We start from the raw sequence: 12,795 nt of genomic DNA, 5'->3' as shown, positions 1-12,795 counted from the left end.
CGAACTGGAACGTGTTGCAAATTAGAACAAGTTCTATATTCTCAGTCCCATGAAGGTCGCAGTGACCGGCGCAGCCGGCTACCTTGGCACGAATCTGCTCCGCCTCCTCACCGAGCGCGGTCACCAGGTCACGGCCGTCGATCGGGCCGTTCCCGCCGAGCCGGCGGCGCCCGGCGTCACCTGGGTGCGCGGCGACGTGCTCGACCCGGCGTCGATGCGCGCCGCGCTGGACGGCGCCGAGGTGGTCTACCACCTGGTCGCGGTGATCACCCTGGCCGAGAAGAACGATCTCGCCTGGCGGGTGAACACCGAGGGGGTGCGCGTTGTCGCCGAAGCGGCGCTGGCGGTCGGCGCGCGCAGGATGGTGCACGCCAGCTCGATCCACGCGTTCGACCAGTACAGCTGCGGCGGCCGGATCGACGAGAACGCGCCGCGCTCGACCGACCCGGCGCTTCCCGTCTACGACCGCTCGAAATGGGCGGGCGAGGTGGCGCTGCGCAAGGTGATCGACCAGGGACTCGACGCCGTGCTGTGCAATCCCACCGGCGTCTTCGGCCCGCTGGACTACGGCAAGCCGCTGTCCCGCATCAACCGGACGCTCAGGGACGCGGCGCTCGGGCGCGTGCCCGCCATGATCGGCGGCGGATTCGACCTGGTGGACGTGCGCGATGTCGCCGAGGGCCTGGCACTGGCCTGCGAGCACGGCCGCACGGGCGAGAACTACCTGCTCGGCGGCTCGATGATCTCGATGCTCGAGCTGTGCCGCGTCGCCGCGACCCACGGCGGCAAGCGCGGCCCGAGGTTCGCCATCTCCCCCAAGCTCGTGTCCGGCGTCATCCCGGTGCTCGCGCCGATCGGCAAGCTGTTCAACTCCGACATCGTCTCCAAGGCGGCGCTCGGCGCGCTGATCTCCGCCCCGGTCGTCGACCACGGCAAGGCCGAACGCGAGCTCGGCTACCGGCCGCGCCCGCTCGACGACACGGTGCGCGACCTGGTCACCTTCTTCGCCGACCCGGCGGCGCTCACCCCGCCCGGCGCCAAGCAGATCGCTTGACAGTCGCTAGAACACATGTTCGACTGAGGGGGTGCGGTGGCAAAGCCAGACCCTGGACGCCGAGGACGGCGCCTTGCCCGGGTTGTCCCGGGCCGGTCTGGTGCGCACCGTGCGGACACCGGAGTTCGAGGGCATCACGTTCCACGAGGTGCTGTGCAAGAGCGCGCTGAACCGGGTGCCCGAAGGCGCGAACGTGCCGTTCCAGTGGACCGTCAATCCGATGCGGGGCTGTTCGCACGCCTGCCGCTACTGTTTCGCGCGCGGCACGCACGAATACCTGGACCTGGACGCGGGCCGGGACTTCGACTCGCAGATCGTGGTGAAGACCAATGTCGCCGCGGTGCTGCGCAAGGAGCTCGGCAGGCGGTCATGGCGCCGCGAGCCGGTGGCGCTGGGCACCAACACCGATCCCTATCAGCGCGCCGAGGGGCGATATCGGTTGATGCCGGGCATCATTCGCGCGCTGACCGAATCCGGCACCCCCTTCTCCATCCTCACCAAAGGCACCTTGCTGCGCCGGGATCTGCCTTTGCTCACCGCCGCGGCGGGGCAGGTGCGGGTGAGCCTGGCGGTGTCGATCGCGATCCTCGACGAGGATCTGCACCGGAGCCTGGAGCCGGGCACGCCGTCGCCCCGGGCCCGGCTGGAGTTGGTGCGCGCGCTCACCGACGCGGGGTTCGCGGTGAACGTCCTGGTCGCACCGGTCATTCCCTGCCTCACCGACGGCCGCGCCCACTTGGACGCGATCTTCGGCGCGATCGCCGAGGCGGGGGCGGAATCGGCGGTCGCGTTCCCCATGCACCTGCGCGGCAGCACCAGGGGCTGGTTCCTGTCCTGGCTGGCCGAGCACCATCCGGCGCTGCTGCGCCGCTACCGCCAGCTGTACCGGCACGGCGCCTACGTCACCCCGGAGTACTCCGCCTGGCTGCGCTCCCGGGTCACTCCGCTGCTGGCGAAACACGGTTTGACGGCGCGCGGGCGACCCGAACCGGAGACACGAACCGAAACCGCACCCACGAGCGACGCGCAGCTGGCATTGTTCGCCTGACGCGGGCAACCGCCGAATCTCGCCGGTCCGCGCGCTTCACGGGCGCGCACCGCGTTCGACGGAGTAGTTTGGCGATGGCACCTCTCAGCGACGAGGAAGTGAAGCAGGCATATGGTTTCACACCAAAACGATGTCGGCACAGCTAAATTGGAAAAGGTTGTCATTCGGTTCGCCGGGGACTCCGGCGACGGAATGCAGCTGACCGGCGATCGCTTCACCCACGAGGCCGCCGCCTTCGGCAACGACCTGGCCACCCAGCCCAACTTCCCCGCCGAGATCCGCGCGCCCCAGGGCACGCTGCCCGGCGTCTCGTCGTTCCAGATCCAGATCGCCGACTACGACATCCTCACCGCGGGTGACCAGCCCGACGTGCTGGTCGCGATGAACCCCGCCGCGCTCAGGGCGAACCTGGAGGACCTCCCGCGCGGCGCCACCGTCATCGTCAACACCGACGAGTTCACCAAGCGGGCGCTCGCCAAGGTGGGTTACGCCGCCGATCCGCTGGCCGACGAGACGCTGTCGGACTTCGTGGTCCACCGGGTCCCGATGACCTCGCTCACCCTGGGCGCGACCGAGTCCACCGGAGTCGGCAAGAAGGACGCCCAGCGCGCGAAGAACATGTTCGCCCTCGGTCTGCTGTCCTGGATGTACGGGCGCCCGATCGGCGGCACCGAGCAGTTCATGCGGGAGAAGTTCGCGACCAAGCCCGACATCGCCGAAGCCAACATCCTGGCCTTCCGCGCGGGCTGGAACTACGGCGAGACCACCGAGAGCTTCGCCACCACCTACGAGATCGCTCCCGCCAAGCTCCCGCCGGGCACCTATCGGCAGATCACCGGCAACACCGCGCTCGCGTACGGCCTGATCACCGCCGGTCAGCTCGCCGGGCTGCCGGTCTTCCTCGGCACCTACCCCATCACGCCGGCCTCCGACATCCTGCACGAGCTGAGCAAGCACAAGAATTTCGGCGTCACGACCTTCCAGGCCGAGGACGAGATCGCGGGCATCGGCGCGGCGCTGGGCGCGGCGCTCGGCGGTTCGCTCGGCGTCACCAGCACATCCGGCCCCGGGCTCGCGCTCAAGAGCGAGACCATCGGCCTCGCGGTGATGACGGAGCTGCCGTTGGTGGTGATCGATGTGCAGCGCGGCGGTCCGTCGACCGGACTGCCGACCAAGACCGAGCAGGCCGACCTGTTGCAGGCGCTCTACGGTCGCAACGGCGAGTCACCGGTGGTGGTGCTCGCGCCCCGCTCCCCCGCCGACTGCTTCGCCACCGCGGTCGAAGCCGCGCGCATCGCCCTCACCTACCGCACTCCGGTGCTGCTGCTGTCCGACGGTGCGATCGCGAACGGGTCCGAACCGTGGTCCATCCCGCGCGTGGCGGAGCTGGAACCCATCGACCCGGCGTTCGAACCGGAAGGCGACGACAGCGATCCGTTCCAGCCGTACGCACGCGACCCCGACACGCTCGCCCGCCCGCTCGCCGTCCCCGGCACGAAGGGCCGCGCCCACCGCATCGGCGGTCTGGAGAAGGCGGACGGCAGCGGCAACATCTCCTACGACCCGGCCAACCACGAACTCATGGTCCGCCTGCGCCGAGCCAAGATCGACGGCATCGAGGTGCCCGATCTCGTGGTGGACGATCCGGACGGCACGGCCGAGCTGCTGCTGATCGGCTGGGGCAGTTCCTACGGTCCGATCGGCGAGGCGTGCCGGCGCGCGCGGCGGCGCGGTGTGCCGGTCGCCCAGGCGCATCTGCGGCATCTGAATCCTCTGCCCGCCAATCTCGGTGACGTGCTGCGCCGCTATCGCGTCGTGGTCGCGCCGGAGATGAACGGCGGCCAGCTGGCCATGCTGCTGCGAGCGAAGTACCTGGTCGACGTGCGGCCGTGGACGAAGATCGCGGGCACGGCGTTCTCCGCCCAGGAACTGGTCGGGGTCATCGACGCGGCGCTGGACGGGTCGATCGAGGAGCTGGAACAGAACAAGGTGTTCGCCGCGAAGGCGAGGGCCACATACCGAACGCTGCCGGACGAAGTCCGTCCACAGCCCTGTGCCGGGCCGAGCGCAGGCGAGGCAGCCACGTACCGGATGGCTGGGGGTAACGCATGACCATCGTGGAAACCGCACTGGTCGGCACCGACCTGGGACTGACCGGAGTCTCCGGGGTGCCGTCGGCGGACGGACCGCAGAAGGTGAAGGACTTCACCTCCGACCAGGAAGTACGCTGGTGCCCCGGCTGTGGCGACTACGTGATCCTGGCGACGGTGCGGGGCTTCCTCGCCGAACTCGGATTGCGCCGCGAGAACCTGATGTTCGTGTCCGGGATCGGCTGCTCGAGCCGCTTCCCGTACTACTTGGAGGCCTACGGGATCCACTCCATCCACGGTCGCGCGCCCGCGATCGCGACCGGCTTGGCGGTCAGCAGGCCGGACCTGTCGGTGTGGGTGGTGACCGGTGACGGCGACGCGCTGTCCATCGGCGGCAACCACCTCATCCACGCGCTGCGCCGCAACGTGAACATGACCATCCTGCTGTTCAACAACCGCATCTACGGCTTGACCAAGGGCCAGTACTCGCCCACCTCGGAGCAGGGCAAGATCACCAAGTCCACCCCGATGGGCTCGGTGGACCACCCGTTCAACACCCTGTCGGTGGCGCTGGGAGCGGAAGCCACCTTCGCCGCCCGCGCCCTGGACTCCGATCGTGCGGGACTGACCGAAGTGCTGCGCGCCGCCGCCGAGCACCGCGGCACGTCGTTCGTGGAGATCCTGCAGGACTGCCCGATCTTCAACGACGGCTCGTTCGACGTGCTGCGCCGCGACAACGCCGCGGACCATCTCATCCCGCTGCGGCACGGCGAGCCGATCCGCTTCGGGGCCGAGGGGGAATTCGCGGTTGCGCGCCGTGGTTTCGGGCTCGCGGTGGCACGCGCCGACAGCGTCGCGGAGTCCGACATCGTGGTGCACGACGCCTACGCCGACGACCCGGAGTACGCCTACGCGCTGTCGCGGTTGTCCGATCAAGGGCTCGAGCATGTCGTCACGGGCATCTTCCGCAGCGTCAGCCGGCCGACCTACGACGACGCGGTGCGCTACCAGACCGAGACGGCGCGGGAACGGAAACCGGTCGGTCCGGAATCGCTGCAGTCGCTGCTCACCGGCTCCGAGACCTGGACGGTCGAATAGCGGGCCCCGCGCCTGCTCCGCGGGGCCGGTCAAGCTCGCTTGGCGAAACCGAGGTCGATGACGGCGTCGCGCTCCTGCTCCAGCTCGGCGACCGAGGCGTCGATCCGGGCGCGGGCCTGCTCATCGATCGTCAGCCCGGGCACGATGGTGTACTCGCCGTTCGCGCAGGTGACCGGGAACGAGCTGATCAGCCCTTCGGGCACACCGTAGGAGCCGTCCGATGGCACGGCCATGGACACCCAGTCGCCGTCGCGGGTGCCGTGCACCCAGTCGTGGATGTGATCGATCGCGGCGCTGGCCGCACTCGCCGCCGAGGACGCGCCGCGGGCCTGGATGATGGCGGTGCCGCGCTGCTGCACGGTGGGCACGAACTCCTCGGTCAGCCACGCCGGATCGCCGACGAGGTCGAGGGCGGGACGTCCCGCGATGGTGGCGTGCGCGATGTCGGGGTACTGCGTCGCCGAGTGATTGCCCCAGATCGCGACCCGCGCGATGGCGGCGGCGGGCGCACCGGTCCGCTTGGCCAGTTGCGCGATGGCGCGATTGTGATCCAGACGGGTCATGGCGGTGAAACGCTCGGCGGGCACGTCCGGCGCGTTGCTCATGGCGATGAAGGCGTTGGTGTTGGCCGGATTGCCGATCACGAGCACCTTCACGTCGTCGGCGGCGCTGGCGTTGATCGCGGCGCCCTGCTCGGTGAAGATCGCGCCGTTGGCGGCGAGCAGGTCCGCACGTTCCATCCCGGCGGTGCGCGGCCGTGCGCCGACCAGCAGGGCGATGTCGGCGCCCGCGAAACCGATCCACGGATCGTCGCTGATGTCGACGGAATCCAGCAGCCCGAACGCGCCGTCTTCCAGTTCCATCGCCACGCCCTCCAGCGACGCCACCGCGGCGGGAACTTCCAGCAGCCGTAGACGCACGCGCGTGTCGGGGCCGAGCATCGCGCCGGAGGCGATCCGGAAGAGCATGCCGTAGGCGATCTGGCCCGCGGCTCCGGTCACGGTGACGGTCACGGTCCCAGCGGCGGTGCTCACGAACGAACTCCTTGCGATCGGCGGACTTCTGCTGCCCACCCTAACCACTCTCACCGCGACCGAACGCCCACGGTGAGCTACGCGACAGTGCCGCGCGCGCGGTCCCCGAGGACAACCGCGGCAAGGTCAGCCGAGCGTGGCGACCTCGCTGTCGGTGAGCACGATCGGCGACACCGCGTCCTTGGCGCGCGCCAGCCGCACGGCGCGATACAGCGGCCGCTCCTCCAGCCCGGCATCTCGTGCCTCGGCCCGCAATTGCTGCACCAGCATCTCCGAAACCGCTACCGCCGCGGCCAATTGACTGGCGGCGAGCGCGTCCGCGAGCCTGCGCAAACCGAGCAGATGCATTTCGCGGCCGCTGCCCGCGTCGGTGTACATGGCCAGCGGAACGACCTGCGACACCTCCCCCGCGGTGACCCGCAGGGCGATCCGGCTCAACCGGGCCGGGAACACCAGGACTTCGACCCCGGTGGCCGCCGACATCTCCACCCGCCGCTCGCCGAACAGCCTGCGCGCGTGAATCACCGTGCCCGTCAACCACATTCGCCGCCGGCGCAGCGCGACGGCGTACAGGACGGTCGGCGCGCCGACGACGATGCCGACGGCGGCCGCGATCGGCCAGCTCACCACGGTCGCGGCCAGCAATGCCGCGCCGAGCCCGATGCCCGACGCGGCCAGCGCGAGGCGGCGCAGCATCGGCGCGTACAACTCGGGCGCGACCAGATCGAGGCCCACCGGCGCGATCGCCTGCTGGTCATCAGAATTCGTGGACACTGCTCCGCCCTCTCGCGACTCCGGCGGCGGTGGTGCGCGCGCCGGTCACGCTACCGCTCCCGTCGCCCGGCCGGCCACGGGTTCGACGCACAGTACCGTGCGGTCGGCGGTCGCGCCGCGAAACCCGACGCGTACCCGCCACCGCGCTACCCGGCCAGCGACTCCCGAATCACGCCGACCACCTCCGGCAGCGGAATCTGCCGCTGGTCACCGGTCGCCATGTCCTTGAGCCCGATGGTGTTCTCCGCGAGATCGCGATCGCCGAGCACGAGGGTGAACTTCGCCCCGGAGCGGTCGGCCGCCTTCATCGCGCCCTTCACACCGCGTCCGCCGTAGGCCAGATCGACCCGGACGCCCGCCGCGCGCAACTGGGCGGCCACCACCACCAGCCGCTGCTTGGCGGCGTCGCCCAGCGGCACGCCGAACACCTCGCAGCGCGCCGGGTTGCCCGCCGACTTGCCCTCGGCCGTCAGCGCCAGCATGGTCCGGTCCACGCCGAGGCCGAACCCGATACCCGACAGCGGCTGCCCGCCGAGTTCGGCCATGAGACCGTCGTAGCGGCCACCGCCGCCGATGCCGGACTGCGCGCCGAGACCGTCGTGCACGAACTCGAAGGTGGTCTTGGTGTAGTAGTCGAGGCCGCGCACCATGCGGGGGTTCACCACGTACGGCACACCGAGCGCTTCCAGGTGGCCGAGCACCTGCTCGAAGTGCGCCTTGGCCGACTCCGACAGGTGATCGATCATCAGCGGCGCGTTCGCGGTCATCTCCCGCACCTGCGGCCGCTTGTCGTCCAGCACGCGCAGCGGGTTGAGCTGGGCGCGCCGCTTCGTCTCCTCGTCCAGCGGCAGCCCGAACAGGAAATCCTGCAGCAGTTCGCGGTACTGCGGGCGGCAGGTCTCGTCACCGAGCGAGGTGACCTCGAGCCGGAAGCCGTCCAGGCCGAGCCCACGGAACCCGGCATCGGCGATGGCGATGACCTCCGCGTCCAGCGCCGGATCGTCGACGCCGATCGCCTCGATGCCCACCTGCTGCAACTGCCGGTACCGGCCCGCTTGCGGCCGCTCGTAACGGAAGAACGGACCGGAGTAACACAATTTCACCGGGAGCTGGCCGCGATCGAGACCGTGTTCGATCACCGCGCGCATCACGCCGGCGGTGCCTTCGGGCCGCAGCGTGACGCTACGGTCGCCGCGGTCGGGGAAGGTGTACATCTCCTTGGTGACCACGTCGGTGGACTCGCCGACACCGCGGGCGAACAGGCCGGTGTCCTCGAAGACCGGCAGCTCGATATGCCCGTACCCGGCCAGTCGTGCGGCGCGGAGCAGGCCGTCGCGTACCGCGACGAACTCGGCCGAGCCGGGTGGCACGTAGTCCGGTACCCCCTTCGGGGCGGAGAAGCTGCTGGTCTTGGTCACGATGCTCCAGTTTCCACCACTACGGCCCCGCAAGTCCAACCGGTTGTCCGAACCGCCTCTCGAGGAGGTTGCGGAACAGTCTCAGGGAGAAATGGCACACTCTTATCCCGATGTAACCGGATACGGGAGGAACGTGGTAGTGCCGACCAACGAACAGCGACGAGCAGCGGCGAAACGCAAGCTGGAACGTCAGCTCGCCAACCGGGCCGAGCGGGCGCGCAAGCGCAAGCAACTCACCATCGCCGGATCGGTACTCGGTGTCGTCGTGGTGGTCGCCGCCGTGACGGGGGTGTACTTCTTGACCCGCGGCGACGACAGCAGCAGCTCCGACGCCGCCGACGCCTCGCTGTCCAGCACTCCCGCCGCGGCCGCGCCGCCGTCCGCGAAGGCCAAGCCCGCGACGGTCGACTGCACCTATCGCGACAGCGCCAAGCCCGCCGACAAGCCGGTCGGCAAGCCGAAGGCCGACGGCATCCCCACCACCGGCGTCGATGCCAAGATCAGCGTCAGCGTGGAGACCAGCCAGGGGCCGATCGGGCTGACCCTGGACAACGCCGATTCGCCGTGCACGGTGAACAGCTTCGTCAGCCTGGCGTCGCAGAACTACTTCGACGGCACCAGCTGTCACCGTATGACCGCGGGCGAGGGCCTGAAGGTCTTGCAGTGCGGCGATCCGACGGGTACCGGAATGGGCGGACCCGGTTACGAGTTCGACAACGAATACCCGACCGATCAGTACGCTCCGAACGATCCTGCGGCGACCTCGGAGCCGATCGCCTACAAACGCGGCGTGCTGGCCATGGCCAACGCGGGACCGGGCACCAACGGCAGCCAGTTCTTCATCGTGTACGCCGACTCCCAGCTTCCGCCGCAGTACACCATCTTCGGCACCGTGGACGACAACAGCCTCGGCACGCTCGACAAGATCGCCGCGCTGGGCCAGGACGACTCCAACGGCCCCGGCGACGGCAAGCCCAAGCAGCCGGTCACGATCCAGTCGGTGCGTATCGACCGCTGAGTGTGCGCCCTCGGGCCCGCCGCCGTTCTCCGGCAGCGGGCCCGAGTCGTGTCCAGCCCCAGGTCCACGTGAGAAAGTCGAGCCATTCTTCGGTTAGGATGCCCTCAGCTCGAAGATCGTCCGGCTCGCCCGAAGACACGCCGGAAATGTGCGATATATGCCGATGAAGCAGCGCACTCGTTCGTTTGTGCCGACCTTTGTCAGGTAACCTCGAAACAAGAAGTTCTTGCAGCGTAGTGCGGCCTCGGCCGGGCTATCCCCGGGCAGGAAGCGCCACGCCACAAGTCTTCGGGTGTCCACGTTTGCAGGCGGGACCCGCTGCACGGGACTACAGTTCGCGTGGCGGCGTCCGTAACGAAGCACCACAATCATCCATAGTGATCACTGCAGCATCGGGGAGCAGCCATGTCCGAGGAACTGGACGACATCGGCCGGGAAACCGCGGCCATGATGAGGACAATGTTGCAGCTTGCGACGCTGGTCGCCTTGCGGACCCGCGAGCGTGGTCAGAAGGAAGCCGAAGCGCGCGTCAAGCTCACCGAAGCCCGGCTCAAAGAGGCCAAGGAACTGCAGCTGCGGGAGGCCCGCGACGCGAAGGCCAAGGATCCGCGCAACACCGAGCTGGCCCGGCTCATCGAGAAGCCCATCCCGCAAAAGGGTGTGTCGCTGGAAAAGGACCGGTTCTCCGCGCAGGCGGAGGCTTCCCGAATGGCGGCCACCGCCGCGGGCAACCCGGCTATGCGGTACGACTCCCAGGAACGTCGCATGGCGATCGCGGCCCATCTGGCCAAAATGGGTGTCGCGCCGGAGCTTGCCGCGGTACGGATGCTGATCGAAGTAGGACAGGCACAGCCGCCCGGCGAAGCCGTGCGCACCCGGCCCGGTGAGGCCCCTACGGTCACCAGGGCGGGACGGGAACAGGAGTCCCGCGGCCTGGAACGAAGTCGATAGCCGGAAGACGAACGAGTGCCCGCTGGATCATCCAGCGGGCACTCGGCTGTCGGCGAACCCTTTCGACGGGAAGTGCCCTGACGCCTCGTCGTCACGCAGGAAAGTTACCTATCGTGGGGTCGCTGAACATGCCGTTCTGCGGCGCTTTCGTCGGCAGCGGACTGAGCATGTCCTTGTGTCCGTTGCGCACACTGCAGTACTTGAACGGCCCCTTGGGATCGAACAACTTCGCCATATGCGGATCGGCGTGATCCAGGAACCAGACGCTCAGTCCGGTCGCTCCGTCCTGGCGGTAGTGCTCCCAGGCGCGCCACAGCGCGTCCAGCCGGGCGATGGCCTCCGCGTGTTGCCACCACTCCGGGCACCACACGGTGTCACTGAGATCGGTGACCTGCCGACGGTAGATCACGCTGAGATAGTTCTCGACGAAATCCACCACGTTCGCGTAGTGCATGTTCTGCTGCTGTTCGTTCACAGCGGCCGGACCTCCTCGACTTGGCCGTACTCCGGCGGTGGCGTCGACTTGCTCAGCGACGGCGAACCGATGACGTCCGCGATTCGCGTCTTGTGCTGCGGATCATGGTGCGAGATGGACTGTTTCACGTCCGCAGCGTACTCACCCTCCCACCACGGCACGGTGCGGATGAGCACCGGTGGCGCACCGGAGGGGAACAGGATGGCCCGTCCGCGCGGCAGCGTCGCCAGTCCGTTGACCGAGAAGGTCTTGGACGAGCTCAGCGAGCGCGAGTAGCTCTTGCCGCCCTTGGATTCGGAGACCGACTGCGAGATCGCGTCGTACTCGCCGAGCACGTCCGAACGTTCCTGCAGGAACTTCGTGTCGTCCACGCCGCTGCCGAGCACTTTGATGTTCGCCGCCGACCACAACGCGTTCATGCCGCTCTCGCCCCAGCAACGGACGCCCTGCGCCCAGGACTGCAGCACGGTCATCACGACGATGCCCCGCGAGCCGAAGTGGCTGTACTGCTTGGGCAGATCCTTCCAGCGCACCACGTTGGCCGCCTCGTCCAGCACCGCCAGCAGCGGGATCGCCAGGCGGCCACCGGCCGACTGCGACGCCTTGCGCATCGCCACGTCCACCACCGCCTCGGTGAGCGCGCTCACCAGCGGCGCGGCCGAACCGCGGCCCTCGAGCGACAAACTGTAGAGCGTTCCGTTCTTCTCCAGGAACTCCAGCTCGTCGAATTCCTGGCGGTCGCCGCCCCGGGAGATCCACGGATGCACGTTCGACAGTTTCAGGCACCGGATCATCTTCTTCGCCGTGCCGAAGATGCCGCTGCGCGTGCGCGGATCGGTGTTGTACTGCGAGGACAGGCCCGAGGCCGTGTAGTGATGGCGGGCGGCGCGCAGCAGCTCGATCGGTTCGGTGTCCTGCGGGTTGGTCACCCACTCCCACACCTGCACGATCGGCCTGCTGCCGTTGCGGTCGCCGACGGCGGCGGCGAGGAACAACCCGGCCAGCAGGTCCTCGGCCTCGGGATCGAAGAACGCGTCGGTCTTGGTGTCGCGGCCGTCGTCACCGTCGGCGAAGTGCCCCGCCAGCCGCGCCGCGCGCATCTCACAGCCCTCGCGCTTGGCGTCCACCCAGGACAGCGGATCCCAGAACCAGGTCGGCTCCTCACCGGCGACGCCCTGCGGATCGAAGACGAAAGTGGGACTTCCCTTCCCCTCGCGCACATCCCGGGTCGCGTCCACCACGTCGCGCTTGTTCGAGGTCGCCAGCACCGGACCGATCGCGGTGAGGATCGCCGGGATCACCCGCGACGTCGACTTGCCCTGGCGCGGACCCCAGATGTCCAGGTGCAGATCCTCGTACGAGCCGTAGAGCATCACCCCGTCGGCCACACCGACGCCGATCGGCACGCCCGGAGCGTCGTTGTAGCCGAGCTTCACCCCGAGCTGCTGGGCCTTCTCCCGGACGCCCGCCTCGGTGAGCATCGAGATCGCGCCGCCGTTGCCCATCACGTCGGCCTTGTCGTCGACCGGCAGCCTGCCCTTGGACCTGCGCTTCTCCAATTCCTTGCGGATCACCAGATACGCGACGACGCTCAGGATCACCAGCAGCACGATCGCCGTGGCCGCGGCGGGCCAGCGCAGCCTGCCCCGGGCCAGATCCGCCAGGATGGCGATCGGGTTGAAGGGGACCTTCTGCGGGCTGCCCTCCAGCATGTTGCCCAGATGCAGTGCCAGCCAGAGGGTTCCGAAGATCGCGAAGCCGGCGTAGGTCAGTAGCAGGCTGACGTCGGGTCCGGGGATGGCCGGATCCGTCACCTTTTTCTTCTTCGCCATGTG

11 protein-coding genes are annotated in these 12,795 nt (G+C 68.8%); 6 read left to right on the top strand and 5 right to left on the bottom strand.

From position 1 onward, the window contains the following. The first annotated feature begins 49 nt into the window (after positions 1 to 49). The 4 genes from U3653_RS24215 (at position 50) to U3653_RS24200 (ending at position 5,290) form a co-directional block, all read left to right on the top strand. Positions 50 to 1,054, top strand: a complete 1,005-nt coding sequence (locus U3653_RS24215) for an NAD-dependent epimerase/dehydratase family protein (RefSeq protein WP_195082311.1) — start codon at positions 50 to 52, stop codon at positions 1,052 to 1,054. A 31-nt stretch (positions 1,055 to 1,085) separates the two neighbouring features. Beyond that, positions 1,086 to 2,102 carry an Rv2578c family radical SAM protein gene (locus tag U3653_RS24210; protein ID WP_195082310.1) on the top strand — a complete coding sequence of 339 codons (1,017 nt, stop codon included), beginning with the start codon at positions 1,086 to 1,088 and terminating at the stop codon, positions 2,100 to 2,102. Positions 2,103 to 2,213: 111 nt separating this feature from the next. Next, on the top strand, positions 2,214 to 4,214 hold the full coding sequence (locus U3653_RS24205) for a 2-oxoacid:acceptor oxidoreductase subunit alpha (RefSeq protein ID WP_323124418.1): 2,001 nt from the start codon (positions 2,214 to 2,216) through the stop codon (positions 4,212 to 4,214). Then, on the top strand, positions 4,211 to 5,290 hold the full coding sequence (locus tag U3653_RS24200; RefSeq protein WP_195082309.1) for a 2-oxoacid:ferredoxin oxidoreductase subunit beta: 1,080 nt from the start codon (positions 4,211 to 4,213) through the stop codon (positions 5,288 to 5,290). Before U3653_RS24205 ends, U3653_RS24200 begins: the two co-directional genes overlap by 4 nt. 29 nt (positions 5,291 to 5,319) lie before the next feature. Here U3653_RS24200 and U3653_RS24195 read toward each other — a convergent pair whose 3' ends face one another. The 3 genes from U3653_RS24195 to hisS all read right to left on the bottom strand — a co-directional run bounded on the left by U3653_RS24195 (position 5,320) and on the right by hisS (position 8,516). Further along, on the bottom strand, positions 5,320 to 6,324 hold the full coding sequence (locus tag U3653_RS24195; RefSeq protein ID WP_195082308.1) for a malate dehydrogenase: 1,005 nt from the start codon (positions 6,322 to 6,324) through the stop codon (positions 5,320 to 5,322). A 126-nt stretch (positions 6,325 to 6,450) separates the two neighbouring features. Then, entirely contained in the window at positions 6,451 to 7,098 is a 648-nt protein-coding gene (locus U3653_RS24190; RefSeq protein WP_195082307.1) for a hypothetical protein, read from the bottom strand. Positions 7,099 to 7,244: 146 nt separating this feature from the next. Next, positions 7,245 to 8,516, bottom strand: coding sequence for a histidine--tRNA ligase (gene hisS, locus U3653_RS24185; RefSeq protein WP_195082306.1), 1,272 nt, complete (start codon positions 8,514 to 8,516; stop codon positions 7,245 to 7,247). A gap of 139 nt (positions 8,517 to 8,655) precedes the next feature. Here hisS and U3653_RS24180 point away from each other — a divergent pair, with 139 nt between their 5' ends. Together U3653_RS24180 and U3653_RS24175 are read left to right on the top strand one after the other, a co-directional pair. Further along, positions 8,656 to 9,534, top strand: a complete 879-nt coding sequence (locus U3653_RS24180) for a peptidylprolyl isomerase (protein WP_195082305.1) — start codon at positions 8,656 to 8,658, stop codon at positions 9,532 to 9,534. A 405-nt stretch (positions 9,535 to 9,939) separates the two neighbouring features. Continuing rightward, on the top strand, positions 9,940 to 10,485 hold the full coding sequence (locus tag U3653_RS24175) for a hypothetical protein (protein ID WP_195082304.1): 546 nt from the start codon (positions 9,940 to 9,942) through the stop codon (positions 10,483 to 10,485). Between the two features lie 91 nt (positions 10,486 to 10,576). Here the strand turns inward: U3653_RS24175 and U3653_RS24170 are convergent, their stop codons facing one another. Further along, positions 10,577 to 10,960 (bottom strand): DUF4913 domain-containing protein, encoded by a 384-nt coding sequence (locus tag U3653_RS24170; protein WP_323124419.1) that lies wholly within the window; start codon positions 10,958 to 10,960, stop codon positions 10,577 to 10,579. Continuing rightward, entirely contained in the window at positions 10,957 to 12,792 is a 1,836-nt protein-coding gene (locus U3653_RS24165; RefSeq protein WP_195082303.1) for a type IV secretory system conjugative DNA transfer family protein, read from the bottom strand. The genes U3653_RS24170 and U3653_RS24165 overlap by 4 nt, the downstream gene beginning before the upstream one ends. Positions 12,793 to 12,795 lie beyond the last annotated feature (3 nt).

Source organism: Nocardia implantans, from assembly GCF_035544775.1.
Classification (GTDB): domain Bacteria; phylum Actinomycetota; class Actinomycetes; order Mycobacteriales; family Mycobacteriaceae; genus Nocardia; species Nocardia implantans.
The sequence above is the reverse complement of the archived record's forward strand: the minus strand, read 5'-3'. Positions and strand labels throughout refer to the sequence as shown.